12 protein-coding genes and 5 pseudogenes are annotated in these 16,407 nt (G+C 59.7%); 6 read left to right on the plus strand and 11 right to left on the minus strand.

What is annotated here, in order from left to right:
* Window positions 1–164 precede the first annotated feature (164 nt).
* Entirely contained in the window at window positions 165–2,231 is a 2,067-nt protein-coding gene (locus NKH93_RS31270; RefSeq protein ID WP_352493622.1) for a carbamoyltransferase family protein, read from the minus strand.
* Window positions 2,232–3,244: 1,013 nt separating this feature from the next.
* On the opposite strand from NKH93_RS31270, the pseudogene nadE reads away from it, so the two are divergent.
* The 4 genes and pseudogenes from nadE to NKH93_RS31290 form a co-directional block, all read left to right on the plus strand.
* Window positions 3,245–3,576 (plus strand): annotated as a pseudogene (nadE, locus tag NKH93_RS31275) (NAD(+) synthase); the annotation flags it as partial.
* Between the two features lie 404 nt (window positions 3,577–3,980).
* Window positions 3,981–5,063 (plus strand): sensor histidine kinase, encoded by a 1,083-nt coding sequence (locus NKH93_RS31280; protein WP_352974981.1) that lies wholly within the window; start codon window positions 3,981–3,983, stop codon window positions 5,061–5,063.
* 410 nt (window positions 5,064–5,473) lie between these two features.
* Window positions 5,474–5,668 carry an aminopeptidase gene (locus NKH93_RS31285; protein WP_352823476.1) on the plus strand — a complete coding sequence of 65 codons (195 nt, stop codon included), beginning with the start codon at window positions 5,474–5,476 and terminating at the stop codon, window positions 5,666–5,668.
* Between the two features lie 55 nt (window positions 5,669–5,723).
* Complete coding sequence (locus tag NKH93_RS31290) at window positions 5,724–5,981, plus strand: aminopeptidase (protein ID WP_352453904.1); 258 nt, start codon at window positions 5,724–5,726, stop codon at window positions 5,979–5,981.
* Between the two features lie 2 nt (window positions 5,982–5,983).
* Here the strand turns inward: NKH93_RS31290 and NKH93_RS31295 are convergent.
* Window positions 5,984–6,303: pseudogene (locus NKH93_RS31295) on the minus strand (integrase); the annotation flags it as partial.
* A gap of 191 nt (window positions 6,304–6,494) precedes the next feature.
* Here NKH93_RS31295 and NKH93_RS31300 point away from each other — a divergent pair.
* Entirely contained in the window at window positions 6,495–8,156 is a 1,662-nt protein-coding gene (locus tag NKH93_RS31300) for a tannase/feruloyl esterase family alpha/beta hydrolase (protein ID WP_352974983.1), read from the plus strand.
* Between the two features lie 242 nt (window positions 8,157–8,398).
* Here NKH93_RS31300 and NKH93_RS31305 read toward each other — a convergent pair.
* Window positions 8,399–9,447: pseudogene (locus NKH93_RS31305) on the minus strand (site-specific integrase).
* Between the two features lie 611 nt (window positions 9,448–10,058).
* Between NKH93_RS31305 and NKH93_RS31310 the strand changes: the two are divergent.
* Window positions 10,059–11,027, plus strand: a complete 969-nt coding sequence (locus tag NKH93_RS31310) for a glycosyltransferase family 10 domain-containing protein (protein WP_352493678.1) — start codon at window positions 10,059–10,061, stop codon at window positions 11,025–11,027.
* Window positions 11,028–11,164: 137 nt separating this feature from the next.
* Here the strand turns inward: NKH93_RS31310 and NKH93_RS31315 are convergent, their stop codons facing one another.
* The 8 genes and pseudogenes from NKH93_RS31315 to NKH93_RS31350 all read right to left on the minus strand — a co-directional run bounded on the left by NKH93_RS31315 (window position 11,165) and on the right by NKH93_RS31350 (window position 16,318).
* Entirely contained in the window at window positions 11,165–11,521 is a 357-nt protein-coding gene (locus NKH93_RS31315) for a hypothetical protein (protein ID WP_352453730.1), read from the minus strand.
* A 266-nt stretch (window positions 11,522–11,787) separates the two neighbouring features.
* A pseudogene (locus NKH93_RS31320) lies at window positions 11,788–11,943 on the minus strand (ATP-binding protein); the annotation flags it as partial.
* Window positions 11,944–12,014: 71 nt separating this feature from the next.
* Window positions 12,015–12,302: pseudogene (locus NKH93_RS31325) on the minus strand (transposase); the annotation flags it as partial.
* Between the two features lie 106 nt (window positions 12,303–12,408).
* Window positions 12,409–13,431 carry a transketolase family protein gene (locus NKH93_RS31330; RefSeq protein ID WP_502895560.1) on the minus strand — a complete coding sequence of 341 codons (1,023 nt, stop codon included), beginning with the start codon at window positions 13,429–13,431 and terminating at the stop codon, window positions 12,409–12,411.
* Window positions 13,428–14,267: a transketolase gene (locus NKH93_RS31335; RefSeq protein ID WP_352453734.1), complete on the minus strand. Its 840-nt coding sequence runs from the start codon at window positions 14,265–14,267 to the stop codon at window positions 13,428–13,430. Before NKH93_RS31335 ends, NKH93_RS31330 begins: the two co-directional genes overlap by 4 nt.
* Window positions 14,268–14,286: 19 nt before the next feature.
* Entirely contained in the window at window positions 14,287–15,039 is a 753-nt protein-coding gene (locus tag NKH93_RS31340; RefSeq protein ID WP_352453729.1) for an SDR family NAD(P)-dependent oxidoreductase, read from the minus strand.
* Between the two features lie 35 nt (window positions 15,040–15,074).
* Window positions 15,075–15,815: an amidohydrolase family protein gene (locus tag NKH93_RS31345; RefSeq protein WP_352974994.1), complete on the minus strand. Its 741-nt coding sequence runs from the start codon at window positions 15,813–15,815 to the stop codon at window positions 15,075–15,077.
* Between the two features lie 35 nt (window positions 15,816–15,850).
* Window positions 15,851–16,318, minus strand: a complete 468-nt coding sequence (locus tag NKH93_RS31350) for an ATP-binding cassette domain-containing protein (RefSeq protein WP_352457358.1) — start codon at window positions 16,316–16,318, stop codon at window positions 15,851–15,853.
* Window positions 16,319–16,407 lie beyond the last annotated feature (89 nt).

The following is a 16,407-nucleotide window of genomic DNA, read 5'->3' on the forward strand; positions in this document are numbered from 1 at the left end:
ATCAAACCCCCCCCCGCCCGGGGTTTTTTGCTGGCGCGGCGGGCCGGCCAAAATTAGCGTCCACAAAACACCCGTTTTACACGCCCGCCCCCCCCCCCGGTGTCCGGGGCCGGGCCGCGTCGATGAACACCTTTATTCGCCGAGCTTGGATAGCGGCATCCCTATCACGCTGAGAGCCTGTTATGCTGGTCCAGCGTTTGATCGCAGTCTTGATCCATGCGAGCAGCTTGTGAGGGATGCAACCGAACGAGGCGCTGCTCCCACAGTCGTCGCAGGCCCTCCATCACAGCGTCACGCTTAGCCTGATCCGGCGCAATTGTATTGAGGAGATCTCCCAACATGGCTTCGCCCTCAATCCGCATCAGCAGATTAAACAAGTCGTGTGAAATTCGTACACTGTCACTGCTGAAGTGGGTCGTGCTGATCTCGCAGTGAGTCTCCCGACGATCTGGCGCTTTGTAAGCGCGGGTTTGATGGAGGGACACATAGGGCGGCAACGAAACCGCAAGCGCAGTCCAATCCTGCAGCGTTGCAGCCCGCTTTTTTACCAGGAAGGGCCCGACCACAAGTCCATCCAGCTCTGTCGTCAGAAAGGTGGCAATCGCGTCTGCAACCGAATCCACGATCGGTTCGGCATTGTTGTTAAAGGACGTATTGAGCAGAATTGGAGTGCCTGTGCGCTTCTTGAACGCATTGATGACCTCCCAGTACGCGGGATTGGCGTTGCGCGATACTGTTTGCAGGCGAGCGGTACCGTCGACGTGCGTGATGGCACCGAGCAAGGCGCGCTTTGAGTCACGCACGCGAACGACGAAATTCATGAATGGAAATTCGTGCCTACCGTCCGGGAGGTCGAAAAATTCGCTCGCATCCTCCTCCAGCACAGATGGCGCGAAGGGCCGATAGCCTTCGCGCTTCTTGACCATCGCATTGATCCGGTCCTTGTTTGCGGCGGGCCGAGGGTCGGCAAGAATGCTGCGGTTGCCCAGCGCACGTGGCCCAAACTCCGAACGACCCTGCACCCAGCCGATCACGGCGCCGTTGGCGATCCAGTCGGCTGCACTGCTTGCCACGTCATCAGAGCGTTCAACCTCGAGATGTCCGGCCCATGCATTCAGTTCCTGTTGCACGGCGCGCTCGCTCCCGAGATCAGGACCCCAATAGACCTCCTGCAGTCGCTCACACGGCGCGGGGCGGCCCATCTCGTTAGAGACTATCAGCGCAGCTCCCAATGCGCAGCCAGCGTCGTGAGACGCGGGTTGCACGAAAATGTCTTCGAAAAGCCCTGAATACAGCAGCTTTCCGTTCATCGTGCAGTTGTGGGCCACCCCCCCCGCCAGGCACAACCGCTTCATGCCGGTGGCCTCACGGTGATGCCGGAGAATGTGGAACACGATCCGCTCAAGCGCTTCCTGCAGTGACGCACTCACATCTCGATGCTGCTGGGTGAAGGGCATTCCCTTTCGCCTGACCTCGATATTGCGGAGCAACGCCGGACCGATGCGGTCGAGGTGAACACGGTAGCCACCGCCGTTGGCGGAGAGCTCGTAGAACTGCTCGAAGAGCTCGCGATAGGGAGCGGGGTCGCCGTAGGGCGCGAGTCCCATTACCTTATACTCGTCGAACAAGCCGTAGCCGAGATAGCGGATCGTCTCGAGATAAAACAGCCCAAGAGAATTGTTCTCGGGGAAAGCCTCGAGTTGCGTAATTTCTGTGCCAGACCCTACCGCCAAGAGGCCCGATAGGAAATCACCAGAGCCATCAATCGCTAGAATGAGACTTTGTTCGAAGCCCGACATTGCAAAGGCGCTCACGGCGTGCGCCTGATGATGACTTACGAATGAAATACGCGAACTGTCCAACTTAGTGCCGAACTCACGCGTTAACAGATCCTGCACCAACGTTTTAGCATCCAACGGAATGGAGAGAATGTCCGGGTGGGATGCGGACATACCTTCAAGCATGGCGTTGGCATAGGGCTCGCTGGCGTAGAGCGCGACACGATCAATGTCGTTGAGCTGAACCCCCGCCGCTGACAGACAGTATTGAATCGAACGAATTGGGAGCTTGTTGGAGTGTTTCATCCGATTGAGGCGTTCCTCTTCGACGGCTGCTATCACCCGTCCGTCTCGGACGAGCACCGCGGCGCCATCGTGCATAAAGGCGTTCCGAAGCTCGAATCGGTTTTCATGGACTTGGTCAAGTCCGCCGCTAATTCCTAGACACAGCATTTCTTTCTCCACATAGTGATGGGCAAGCCAAATTGGCCTGCCTCAGACCGTTTCCAACTAAATAGGCCGCGTTGTCGCTTGCAGCTGCAACCGCCTGTCAGGCATCACCGGCATCAAAGAACGCCTCATAAGGGTCCGCCTGAATCAACATGAGATGCTTCGATCGTGGCGCCTGCCGTTCCATGACGCCGAGAGCTTGGCTGGATCATCGAATCTTGAGCGGCTGCTGACTTGCATGCCGGCGATGCCGTTTTCATCTGCAGCACGAACTTGTGACGCGGGCTGCCTATATCCTTGCGAAGGGGCGGCTGTTGACGAATAATGCCGCGCCGTGAACTGGCCCGATTTCATTCCCCGAAAGACCGTCGCACAGGCGAGTGACATGTGCTGCACTGTCCGCCTGCTTCCCGGTCGCACATCCGATAACGCCTTCGCTTGTGCAGGAGGCCGCATCGCGTCATTCGTCGGCCAAACATGGCACCGACTGGAAGCCCGGCAATACCGCGTAGATGTAAAGTGCGCTGATGTTGTATGGTAGCGCTGCCGGCCGGGTCTCCAATCCGCTGCCCAAACGAGCGGACTGCCTGCGGCAAAAAGCCCGCCACAAGCAGAATCGCGCTGGGCAGCTGGCTCGCCTGCAAGACTTCGCAGCTCAGGAACATTGGGGACGACTAGCGTCGAACCGCCGACATGATCGGCCAGTTGCAACTCACTTCTCGGCACGACCTCCACTGCACGTCAGGGCGCATGGAAGATTTTCTCCTTTGGATGGGTGATCGGTGCGGACGTGCTTTTGTCCATGCAAGATTTCCGAAGAGTTATGAAATCGTTTGTTTCGATCAAAGTCATCCACACTATGAATAGCTGCCGGACATGCGCTTCAAAGGGGCTTCAGGCTTCCCGGATGGCTACTCCGATTCGAAGCGCGTGGCATTCCATGCGCTCTATGACAACATTTTTCAGCAAAGGGTATGAGAGCAAACCCACACTTCTTTTTCAGAAGTCGCTTCGAAGCAGCCGAGGCCTTGATGGGCTTCTTCACCAAGTTCGGCGATGGTGCCGCAGACATTCTTCCTCTTTCCGGGCTGAACAAGCGCAGAGTTCGCGCCTTGGCAGTGTATCTGGGCGCTCCGTCTGATCTTGTTGAAAAGATCCCGACCGCCGACCTGGAGAACCTCGTCCCGGTCTCACATACGATGAGATTGACGACTTCCTCGAAGGCCAAGAGATCAACGAAGCGGCGCACAGGCGTATACTTCATGCGCATTCCAGCACAGCCCATAAGCGAGCGCTTCCCGTCACAACGATTGCCATGACGGGTTCGATATTTAGGCATCGGCAATAGCGTCTCAACATACACGATCGATGGGCTTGCCGCAGTTAGGCAGCTAGCGGCCTGAATTACCGCTGGAGCGAAGCGCTGCTCTTTCAGCCCGCATGCGGTCATGAGGTTGACAGTGTCGGCACGTATCGCCGAGGCCGGCACGCGAACTCATTCTCCCTGAATGCCTGCTCTATCGATCTTCCGCAGCGTACCCACTTGACCGGTCGCTTCGACATTCCAGGCACCCGGATTGTAGCCGATCCTTGCCGCTCTCCTTCGGCCGGTCGCAATGCTAGACGTGCGGCCGTTACGCGATGCAGAGCTGGTTGTCAGATGCGTGATGCGAAACGTGAGATGCAGCTCCAGTTTTGGCGATGGCGGGCTCGCCGCATTGTTGATATTCTCCGCACGGAACAGGCGCGCAAATGACACCGGATTCAGAGAAGGCCGAGGCGGTCGAGCAGTTGCTTGATACACCTGACCTTGCAACCGCACTGGAAAGCGAACAGTTCAAGAAATTCCTTGACCAGGTGCCGATCGCGATAGCCGTTTCGGACCTTGCCGCTGAGGAGCGCGTGGTTTACGCCAATCCGGAATTCGAGAAACTCTCAGGCCTGATGGCCGCCAGGCTCACCCAAGAAAACTGGGCGGCCCTTTTAGGCACGGGCCTCCATCAGCAAAAGGACAGGCCGCTAGCCGAGGCGGTGGTCGAGGGAACCGATTTGGTCGGCACCTTCAGGCTGGAGCGCAACGAGGACAAGCCGGCGATCGTCGACGTTTATTCCAACGTGATCGAAGACGACAACGGCAAGGTGTGCTTCCGACTGGTGGCCCTGGTCGACGTATCCGCCCATGGCGAGGCGGGAGATGAGCGCTCGGTGGAGGAGCGTGTCAGCGAGAAAGACACGCTGCTGCGCGAACTGCAGCACCGGGTGAAGAACAACCTGCAGATGATCACCGCGCTGATCCGGCTGGAAAGCCGCAACGCGACCGAGGCCGACCGGAGACGGTTTGAGCGGCTCGCCGGTCGCGTCGACGCTCTGGCGATCCTCTACCAGACGCTAACGGCCGACGAGCCGAAGGAGGAGGTCGATCTTGGCGTCTATCTCAGCCAGATCGCGTCCGCGGTGATGAGCTCGCATGCAGTCGAGGGGATCCGCCTGGATATGAAGGTGGATACATATCCCGTGTCAATAAACGTCGCCATGCCGGCGGGACTGGTCGTGAACGAACTGCTGACCAATTCACTGAAGCATGCGTTCCGGGGACGCGACGGCGGCACGATAACGCTGCACAGCATCGTCAATGGCGACGGCTGCCGGGTTATAGTGGCGGACGACGGAGTCGGCCTGCCGGAAGGCGAGACGTGGCCCAAGCCAGGCAAGCTCGGAGCGCTGATCGCGCGCTCGCTGACCGAGAACGCCAAGGCGCAGCTCGCCGTCGAGTCCAGCGCCAACAAAGGGACGAAGGTGACCATCGTTTTCAAGCGGTCGGCGGCAGCAAGCTGAACGGTTGCTGTCGAACATAGCAGGCTGGCGGCTGGCTTCATGTCGCGGCTTTGAGCAGGTGGCTGCAAATAGGCTAGGTCGCCCTTCACGGCCTGCTTCACATGGTCGAGGTCTTCCATTATGCTCCAGGCTTGCTGCTTCTGACTTCGGCGGCCAGTCCATCCCCACCTAGCGGAAGCCACTCCCGCCTGATTGCGTTGCGGCTTGAGTCTTGACGGCGGGGGCACCTGACGCCTTCGCGCTCATCACGCGCGAGCCGGCAATTCAGCAGCGAGTCATCGCTTGGCCAATCTTGCCGAGGACGAAGGTCTAACCTACAAATAAAATTGGTCCGACTGTTCGTGGCCGGAGGTAACCGCGAATTTGCGCTATCGGGACAGGAGAGCAGTGCTGTAGGCAAACCGCGATGCGTGCATTCGTTCGATTGGTTCTACGATTATCCTGACGCCTGGGGTGACCAGTTGCACCAGTATTCCTACTACGCGCAATCTTTGCAGGGTCATGTGCAGATCATCGCGGCCCGCCAAGACATCGGAAAACTGATCGACGATCCTTCAACCCCTGAGATATTGCGCGCCCGAATGGCATCGGCGGCCGCCATATAATAGTTTGCGGCAAAGACGGCCGCGATCGAACGGCTGAGGACGCGCTACCAACAGATTGCGCGACAGACGATGGGGTGGATACCGCGGATACGACGCCTGGTTCGATGCTCCGATCAACAACGCGAAGCTCGCCGCGACTTCCGTCTACAGCGATTCGGTTCAAAGGCTTGGCGCGTTGGACAAAGCTCGCCGCGCCGAAGCGCGATGCATAGAAGCGGGGATAGTCGCCCGAACACAAGTCGAACAAGCGGAGTGGTCGACCGTTTCGTCCTCCCCGGGGACGAGCCGGTTGCTCTGGCCTGGGGCGACCTGATGGGTCTTGCGGAGCACCGTCTCCAGCATGGCGATCAGGTCTTCGGGAAGTATGGCCTCATTCTGCACAGACGGTTTTGCGTGGCTGTTACGGATGCCGGCGGGCACGGTGGCGATATATGGCGGTCCTTTCGATCGAGCGGCTCGCCACGCTGCGTATAATTCCACGCCACGGAGGAGAGACGGCGCTCGATCGTCGCCACAGAGTTTGGTTTCTTGTCTCCTGTAACCTTTCTGGATGCACAGGCCGTGATGTAGAGGCCGACGGTCTGCGGATCAGGCGGCAACACCTCGAGGTGCTGCCGGCGCGCCCAGGCGCAAAAAATCCGCTCTCGACCGAGCGGCGTCAGACCGGTATTCTTATGGATGTTCATCCGGTCCCCCTGGAGTCACTGAAGCTTCGACAATCTCAGCTTTCCCGGTTCGGACCGGATGGACAACCTACTGAAAGCTCACAACTAGCTACCAATGCGATCAGCTTTCGGGCTATCGGGCGCATCCAGGGAGGATGGGTATGTTCTTGGCTAACGGGCTCAAGCTGCGGGACCGCGGGTGCACGCTGGCACTGATGTTGGCGATCATATGTGTATGTGCGCCTGCACTGGCGGCAAACGCGTCGGATCAGGCGTGCCGGTCCATCGCCAAGCTCAAAATTCCAAGCGTGATCTTTACCGAGGCTAGCCTTCAAAAGCCGCAGGAGATCCCCGCAGATCCCTTCACTGCATTCACCGGCGCCTCGCCTCAGGCGGTAAAAGTGGGCGGGCACTGCCTTGTCCGAGGTGCTATCGGGAAACGCCAGGGGGTCGATGGTCAATCATATGGCACCCGGTTTGAGGTGCGTCTTCCGACGACCTGGAACGACATGTTCCTTTTCCAGGGCGGCGGCGCAGTTGATGGCTTCCTGGCGCCGGCCGTCGGGACCATTCCTTGCCGGAACTCGACCGCGGCTCCCGGGCTCTTGCGCGGCTACGCTGTTGTAAGCATGGATGGCGGGCACCCAAGCCCCGATCCGGCTTTCGGGGTCGATCAAGCCGCACGCATTGATTTTGCGTACGCCTCCATTGGCAAAGTCACTTCGGTCTCGAAGCAGGTGATTGCCAAGTTCTATGGGGCGGCTCCGAAAAAGTCGGTGTTCATGGGATGCTCGAATGGCGGTCGTGAGGCGTTGATAGCGGCTCAGCGATATCCGCTCGAGTTCGACGGCATTGTTGCAGGTAGCCCGGGTTTTCGTCTCAGTGCCGCCAACATTGCCGAAGCCTGGGATACTCGCCAGTACATGAGCATCGCTCCCAAGGATGAGGCCGGCCATCCCATTCTATCCCGCGCCTTCTCCCAGCAGGATCTGAACATCGTCGCCAAGGCGGTTCTCGCTGCCTGTGATGCCCGCGATGGCATTGAGGATGGCGTCATCAACGCCTGGCAGCAGTGCCGGTTCGACCCAAAGGTCCTGTCCTGCCAAGGCGATAAGACGGACAGCTGCCTCACGGCTGGTCAAGTGCAGGCCATGAGCCGCGCGTTCGCGGGTCCGGAAAGCTCCGATGGCGAAAAGCTTTACAGCGATTGGCCATATGATACGGGCGTTGCGGGCGCGGACTGGAGAATGTGGAAGCTGGGCAATTCCCCCACTTCCCAGTCGGATGCAAATAACATCGTTCTGGGAGCCCGCTCGCTTCAATACTACTTCATGACGCCCCCGGCGCCGAATTTTGACCCCCTGAAGTTCGACTTCGACAAGGATCCGGCACGCGTTGCGGATACGGCCAAGCTCAATGATGCGACCGGCACGTATCTCGCCAGCTTCGCTGCCCACGGTGGAAAGCTGCTCTTGTTTCAGGGACTTTCCGATCCGGTCTTCTCAGCCAACGATCTGGTGCGCTGGTACAAGCAAGTCGTCGAGGTCACAAGCGGCGGCGATTTGGAAGCGGCTCGCCGTTTCGTGCGCATGTTCATAATCCCGGGGATGACCCACTGCGGCGATGGCCGAGCCTTCGACGACTTTGATCCTTTGGCCGCCATCGAGGGCTGGATAAACCAAGACAAGGCTCCAGATTCTCTCGCGGCTGGCAGCAAGGCATTCCCCGGCAAGCACCAGCCGATCTGCGCTTATCCCACTCAAGCTGCCTATGGCGGTAAGGGAAATCCCGATGAGATCGCGAGCTATTCGTGTCGGGGATAAGAGACCTCGTCATTTGTTCGCTTCAATCTGCGCGCATTCCCGGAACAGGTCTCCCGGACCAAGGATCGGTTGGAAAAGCTAAACCCGGAATTTGTGGGCCGTGCCATAACGCAGTTGATGATCATGCCTGACTACGAAGCGTCGGCCGCCGATAGTCTGGACACAGCGCTCGCTGTGCTCGATGAGGTAATTGTTATCGCCTGAGATCTGACCGCCTCATCCCAGCGGACAAAACGGGGGCATCAGAGCCCGGACGCCTTGGTGAGATTTACGCGGAAACGATCGCGCCGGCGCTGGTAGCGGCGGGTCATCTCCGCGGAGGCATGGCCGAGCTGTTTTTGCACATCGCGTTCGTCGACCTCGGCCGACGAGGCGAGGCCGGCGCGCAGTGAGTGGCCGGCGAATTTCTTGGCCCGTTCGCCCTCCGACAGATCGCCGCGCACGCCGGCGGCGAGCGCCGTGCGCTTGACTAGGCGTGCGACCTCCTGGTCGTTCAAGCGATCGGCACCGACGGCTCTGCCTTGACCAGCAACGCGCCGAAACAGCGGTCCGTGCGCAATGCGCGCCAGTCTTAGCCAGGTCTGCAGAGCGACCACAGGGCAGGTGGCGTCGGAGGAGCCGCGGCCGATTTCGACCTCGCGCCAGCCGGTTTTGCCGCGCAATGTGACAAGCAGACCCTTATCGGCAAAAATCTCGACCCAGCCGCGCCCGTCCTCGGTCTGATCCCTGCCGACGTCGAGGCCGACGATTTCGGATCGGCGAAGGCCGCCGGCGAAACCCAAAAGCAGCATGGCGCGGTCGCGCAGACCACGCAGCGTGCCGCGGTCGAGGGTCTCGAACATGCGATCAGATCCTCGGGCAGGATCGCTTCCTTCTGCCGGGGAGGGGAGGCGTGGGTGTTGCGAATGCCAGCCATGACCGTGGCGATATGCCGGTCCTTGCGGTCGAGCGGCTGACCGCGCTGGGCGAAATTCCAGGAGAGCGACGAAAGCCGGCGCTCGATGGTTGAAACGGTGTTGGGCCTTTTGTCGCCAGTGGCCGTACCTGACGCGCAGGCGGCGATATAGAGCCCGACGACCTCAGGATCGGGCGGGAACATCTCGATGCCTTGGCGCCGGCACCAGCTCGAAAAATGCTTCCAGTCGGCTGCGTAGGCGCGGCGCGTGTTGGCCGAACTCGCCGCCTCGATATAATCGCGCGCGCGGCCGGCGAGCGCCTCAAGCTGCGCAGGCAGGCTGGGATTGGCAATGGCTGGAAGGGGAGGGGACGAGGCTAGGTCGGCATCGCCCATCTGCATGACGATATCGATGATGTCGGGCAAAGCCGCGGCGCTTTGTGTGTGAAGCTTGTCCGAAATTCGTAGCATATTTCGGACATCTTGACCGTCACTTCGTCCGAAATCGGACCACAGATTTCGGACAAAGCCCCAGCATCAACCCGCCAATATCTCGATCTGCCGTCGCCGCTGCAAACGTCGCCTGTGAGAGGCGAGCCGCCTCTAAACTGGTCGTATATCCCGATTAATAATAAGAATGTAGTCAACTTCCATATTTTAGAGGGCACGCATGCTGCCACTCAACCGGCCTGATCACCACACAAAGTGAGGAAGAACCTGGTTAGGTGCAAAGCGACAATTGCCTCGACAGCGGGTCCCGGAAGGTTTATGCTGCTCAATCTTACCGCAATCCGAAATGGCGATTGAGTACCTTCACGAGTGAAGGGATTCCCGCGGTCTTAGAGATGAGTTGTCGAATGGCGCGAAGTCGCACAGAATCGCGAAGTCGCACAGAATCGTGTGTTTGATACCGATCAGGATCGCGAGCTATTTCAGGCGCAGAGAGGTCTTGCGCCCGATGCACGAGTTGCTCCCGGTCCAACGGAAGTGAATGGGGTGGAAGTGCTTTGTCGACCAAATTGTTGACGGAACGTCCGGCGCCCATTGTTGCTACATGTCTGGATTCTTGGGGCGTTTTGGATGATGCAATCCACCATCTCACTCCAAAGGGCAGTGGAATCTGGAACAATGTCGCTTTTGTACGCAGGACATCCTTCGCGCCCGATTGGCATATTGTCTTTAACTCTGCTTCTATTTTTGGGCTCCCTGTTGATATCGAGGCGAGTCCAAACAGGACAATTTTTGCAATCGGCGAACCGCCGACGAAAGCTCATCGCGCATTTCATGAAGGGCAGGGGAAAAATACCATCGTCCTGACGTCTGACGCAGAGCTGGCTGCTCGGCAGAATGCAGAGCGCCGATTCGTTTTGTCTCCACCTATCACTCGGTCTTGGTCTGTAACAAAGACATATGACCAACTTCTGGTCAGCGAAGTCGTGGACAAGCCGCTTCGGCTCTCATGGATTACCAGTAACATCGCCCTGCTTAAAGGGCATCGATATCGGCTGGCGTTTCTGGAACGGCTGAGAGAGGAGCTCGATTTTGACCTGTTCGGCCGAGGTTTTCGGCTGATTGGAGATAAATGGGACGCACTCGCACCGTACCGTTACAGTATAGCTTTCGAGAATACTCGTGCTGATTACTATTTTACAGAGAAGCTTATGGACTGCTTCGTTGCTGAAACAATGCCGATCTATTACGGCAGCCCGGCAATCACGAGGTTCTTCCCTTCCGACTCAATGGTTCTGATTGACCCAGAGGACAAGAACGTAATCCAAAAAATTCAAGAAATCATCGACTCGGACCTCTGGAAGGAGCGTCGCGGCGCAATACAAGAGGCGAAGCGGTTGGTTCTTGAGAAATACAATACGTTTGCTTATCTCGCGGGCTTCATCGAAAGCGTTCACGATAAACCCTTACCGCCGGAAGTTATACACATCGGTTCGCCTGCGGTCGATTTTGGGAGAGACGAATGAAGTACTCCAACGCTCGCTTCGCGTGCCCGGCGGTTGGTGGTCTGGCGAGATCGGTACGGAGCGCTCGGCGGAGAATGCCTACCTGCGCAGACGGGCCGGCACGGGCGCACGAGGTCATGCGCCCCGGCTGCCGCTGATCAGACGAACTGGGGAAGGCCAGGAACGGAATTGAGGACCTCGTCCACGAGTTCGTCGCCGGCATGTTCCTTGGCGAAGGCGATCGTCTCGTTGGCGATGGCGGCGATCTTTAGAATGCTGAGACCCTCACTCATCAATTGCTGGCCGAGCCCCATGAGGCCGCCTCCGCCCTCTGGGTCGTTGCCATGATACTTCGCCACTAATTCCGAAGCTCCGGGAATGGCCGCGATCATGCGCGCAACGGGACCGTCGGCCGCGTGGCGTTGCAGGAAACCCAGCATTAACCCAACGGCCTTCTCTGCGAGAGCCGGGCCGATGCCGGCACCAGTGGCGATGCGCGATAAGAATTCTTCCATGGCAGGGTTCGTCTCTCTTTAATGAGGTTTACACGGGGCCGGTCCGGCGCCCAAAGCGCCCTTGGCCGAAGCACAATTGAACTCCACAAAAATAGGCCGGCGGAAGTGCTATTGCAACTGCGCGTAAAACCGCCTCTGTCAACGCAAGCTGCGTCGGACGTGCGTATTTCGCAAAAACGGGACAGTCGTTCCGCTAAATCGCGGACAGCAGTTTCACTAATTCGCGGACAGCAGGATGGAGTCGGCGCTCGGTTGCCTGGTTGAAGTCATTTGCGATTGATTTCGCCGTTTTCGGCGCCGGTCAAGGGCGGCGGTGTTTTTTGCTTTCTCATGCTGTCGCCTTCGAGGGTGATGCGATGGGCGTTGTGGATGATCCGGTCGAGAATGGCGTCGGCTATTGTCGGCTCCGCGAATGCTTCATGATGCACCTTTCCTTGATCGCCTGGTCCGTTGCAGTCGGCGTTGAAGTTGATCGATCTGGTCGCTGGAAAGGTTTCCGCTTGGCCGCGGGCGTCACCATTTCTTTCCCACAAGATCCTTCAACGCGGCATTGTCGAGCATGGCGTCGGCCAGAAGCCGCTTCAGCCGCGTGTTCTCGTCCTCCAGAGCCTTCAGTCGCCGAGCCTCGCAGACATCCATCCCGCCGAAGCGGGCCTTCCAGTTGTAAATCGAGGCGTCGCTGACCCCGTGCTTGCGGCACAGATCGGCAACCGATACCCCGGCCTCATGTTCCTTCAAAATTCCGATGATCTGCTTCTTCAGAGAAGCGGCTACGTTTCATGTCCTGGTCCTCTCGATGGGCCAGAACGAACTTCAAACCGGATTAGATAAGAGGGGCAAGGTCAAGGTCGATGACTCAACTGTTGTGTGGGGAGAGCTCTTACTTCTCATTCGCTCCAAATGCGGACGCGGCGCACGAGCTCGGAAGTTGAGATCCCGTAGCGATCGTGAAGCGTCGGCAGCGCGCCAGCGTCGAGGAACTCGTCGGGCAGGGCGATCTGGCGAAAGACTGGGGTCACTCTCTCGCGCATCAGCAGCGCGGCAACGCCTTCGCCAAGGCCACCAATGATGGTGTGGTTCTCCGCCGCCACCACCAGCCGTCCCGAACGGCGCGCGGCAGCGAGTATCGCCTCCGTATCCAGAGGTTTGATCGTCGGAACGTGCAGAACGGCGCAGCCGATCCTGTCGGCTTCAAGCGCCTTCGCGGCCTCCAGCGCGCGCATGGTCATCAGGCCGCTGGAAATGAACAATACGTCCGCGCCCTCGCGCAGCATTCGCGCCTTGCCGATTTCAAATGTATAGTCGTCTTCGTCGAGCACGACAGGAACCTTACCGCGCGAAAGCCGCATGTAGACCGGCCCGTTGTAGTCCGCGATCGCCTCCGTGGCCTGTTCGATGTCGAGCGCGTCGCAAGGGTCGATGATCGTCAGGTTCGGCATCCCGCGGAAGATCGCGATGTCCTCCGTCGCCTGGTGGCTGGGGCCGTAGCCGGTCGTCAGCCCCGGTAAGGCGCAGACGATCTTCACATTGAGTTTCTCCTCGGCGATCGCCATGCAGATGAAATCGTAGGCACGTCGCGATGCGAAGACGGCGTAGGTGGTGGCGAAGGGCGTAAAACCCTCCCGCGCCAAGCCGGCGGCGGCGCTCATCAGCACCTGCTCCGCCATGCCCATCTGATAGAAGCGGTCCGGATGCTCCTGTGCGAAGACATGGAGATCGGTGTATTTCGCGAGGTCCGCCGTCAGGCCAACTATCCCGGGCCGCTGGTGCGCCAGTCTGGCCAGTGTGTGCCCGAACGGCGCATTGCGTGTCGGTACGCCATCGGGCGCGATCGACGCGATCATCGCCGATGTGGTCTTGCGCTCACCGGCATTGGCGGCGTGGCGCGGCGCGAACTTTGACAACCTCAACGCGGACGTCCCTTTTCCAAAGCTTCGAGCGCTAACGTCCATTCGTGCGGTTCGACGCGGATGAAATGCGTGATGTCGCGGGTTTCCAGGAATGGCACACCCTTGGCCATGCGCGTATCGCAAACGATCACACGCGGACGAGGTTCCTTCAGGCCGCGCGCCATGTCGAAGGCCTTGCGGACCGCCTCGATGTCGTTGCCGTCGACGCGCTGCGCATGCCAGCCGAACGCCTCGAACTTGTCGGTCACCGGTTCGGAGGAGAGCATGGCCGTCGACGGACCATCGGCCTGCTGATTGTTGAAGTCGACAATGGCAATGAGATTGTCGAGCTTGTGGTGGGCGGCCGACATCGCGGCTTCCCAGGTCGAGCCCTCACCGAGCTCGCCGTCGGACAAAAGATTGTAGACGAAACTGTCGCTTCGCTTGCGCGTCAGCCCCATGCACATGCCAACGGCAATGCCAAGGCCGTGACCGAGCGAGCCGCCGGTGATCTCCATGCCGGGCGTGTATGGCGCCATGCCGGACATCGGCATACGGCTTTCATCGCTGCCATAGGTTTCGAGCTCTTCCTCCGGCAGCACGCCCGCTTCGATCAGAGCCGCGTAGAGCGCGATCGCATAGTGTCCGATCGACAGCAGGAAGCGGTCGCGTCCCTCCCACAACGTGTCCTCCGGCCGGTAACGAAGCGCATGGAAATAGGCGACGGCAAGCACGTCGGCGACACCCAGCGCCTGTCCGACATAACCTTGGCCCTGGACTTGACCCATCCGCACGGCGTGTCGGCGGATACGATAGGCTCGTTCGGCCAGGCTGACATTGCTGCCAGCGCGAGGCATCTCAAGCTCCGTTGTCCACTCAGCCATGGATTAGCATCCCACCGTTGACATCGATCACGGCGCCGGTGATGTAGCTGGCCAGATCGGAAGCCAGGAAGAGATAGGCGCCGGCTACGTCGCGCGCCTCGCCCAGCCGGCTGAGCGGGATTCCCTTGATGATGTCGGCGCGCATGGCGTTGGTCAGTTTGCCGCCGGTGATGTCGGTCTGGATCAGGCCCGGTGTGATGCAGTTGACGCGGATGCCTTCGGGACCGAATTCGCGCGCCATGGCCTTGGCAAGCCCCAGAACACCCGCCTTGGCAGCCGAATAGTGCGGGCCACCGAAGATGCCGCCGCCGCGCTGGGCCGAAACTGACGACATGCAGATGATCGAGCCGCCGCCATTTTCGCGCATGTTCGGGATGAATGCCTGGCTGAGATGGAGCACGCCGCGTAGGTTGACATCGAGGATGCGGTCCCAGTCAGCCGCGCTGATCTCCAGCGTCTTGACCGGCTGCGTGACGCCCGCATTGTTGCAGAGCACATCGATCCTGCCCAAGGTTTCTGTCACTTGCGCCGCCGCCCTCTTGCAGGCGTCGAGGTCCGCGACGTTGCACGCAAGGCCGATATGGTCGGGTCCAAGCGACGCAGCGGCGTCACGCGCTTGCCCGTCATCGAGGTCGAGTATTGCAACGCGAGCCCCGTGCTGTACCATCAGCGCTGCCGTGGAGCGGCCAATTCCCCGGGGGCCCGCGGCCCCCGAAATCACCACGGCCTTGCCCTTCAGCAACAAGTCGAACTCTCCTGCTATTTCTGTTTGCCGGTGATCTAAAGTCGGTAGAACCGGGCTGCGTTGTCATGGAACAGCGCGAGCCGCTCCTCGTGCGGGTGGGCGATCGTAATTTCCTTGAAGGCGTTCAAAATGGCGTCGAAGCTCGAGAACAGCTTGTCGACGGGGAAGTTCGTCGCGAACATCGAGCGGCCGACGCCGAAGGCTGCGATCGCCTCCTCGACATAAGGACGGATCGAGAACGTGGTCCAAGTCCAGTCGCCCATGCCGAGGCCCGAGATCCAGGCGACGTTCGGCGCTTGCGCTAACTGGTGCATGCCTTTTTTCCAGGCGCCAAAATGCTCGGCGCCGTCGACCTGCATGCCGGTGTGATTGAGAATGATCTGCACGTCGGGAAAGTCGCGCGCCAGTTCGAGGAACTCGCTCATCTGCGGATAGTAGAGCTGCGGGTCGAAGCTCAGCCCGCGCTTCGCCAGCTCCCGGAAGCCGCGCCGCCATTCGGGCGTACGACTGACCTCCGGCCGCGCCAGATAGGTCTTGGCGGGGTCGGGATGATAATTCATCGGCTGCCGCATGCCGCGGAAGTTCGGATATTCCATGTGGCGGTCGAGGAGGTCGCCGACGTCGGGTTGGGACAGGTCGGCATAGCCGACGATGCCATGCGGAAAGCCTCGCTTGTTGGCGATCTCCTGCAGCCAGCGCGTTTCCCCAACCGGATCGCCGGGATCGAGAAGCAGCACTTCGGCTCCGGTGGAAAGGGGACGAGCGATCTGGACGATCTGGCCTTCGTGGAGGGACAATTTGCGTGCCGGCATTATCGATGATCGCTTCGCCGATCGCTGGGTCGATCAGCTGGAGCGCTCCGAGCGCAGTTTCGCGCGTGCGGCGACGGCTGATCTGCCACCAGCCCGACCTCGCATGCACAATGCCGATGTTTTCCGCGACCGGACAGCTCGGGCAACAGCGCCAGCTCCTGATGCACCACCGCGATGATCGGGCTGTTGTGGTCGGCCTTCGACGAGGCGAAGCCAATCTCGCCGGCTTCGCGTGAGGTCAGCCCTGTGACGATGCGGATGAGAGTGCTTTTGCCGGCGCCGTTGCCGCCCAGGAGCGCGTGGATTTCGTCGGCCCGGACCTGAAAACTCACACCCCGCAGGACACGGGTTGCGTCATAACTCTTCTCGATATTGGCAGCTTCGATCAGGGGCTTCCTGGTCAATACCTGTCCAACTCCCGGCACGTTGCCGGCGCTACCCAAGCTTTGGGTTGAACTCGGCTCCATCCTGTATCTCCTTCCGGGACCACTGTGCGACCGATTGACATTCGGCTCAATTTTCGTTTCTTAACATTCTGTGTAGCTGAGCTTAACTG

It is taken from the genome of Mesorhizobium sp. M0954, from assembly GCF_040319155.1.
GTDB lineage: Bacteria > Pseudomonadota > Alphaproteobacteria > Rhizobiales > Rhizobiaceae > Mesorhizobium.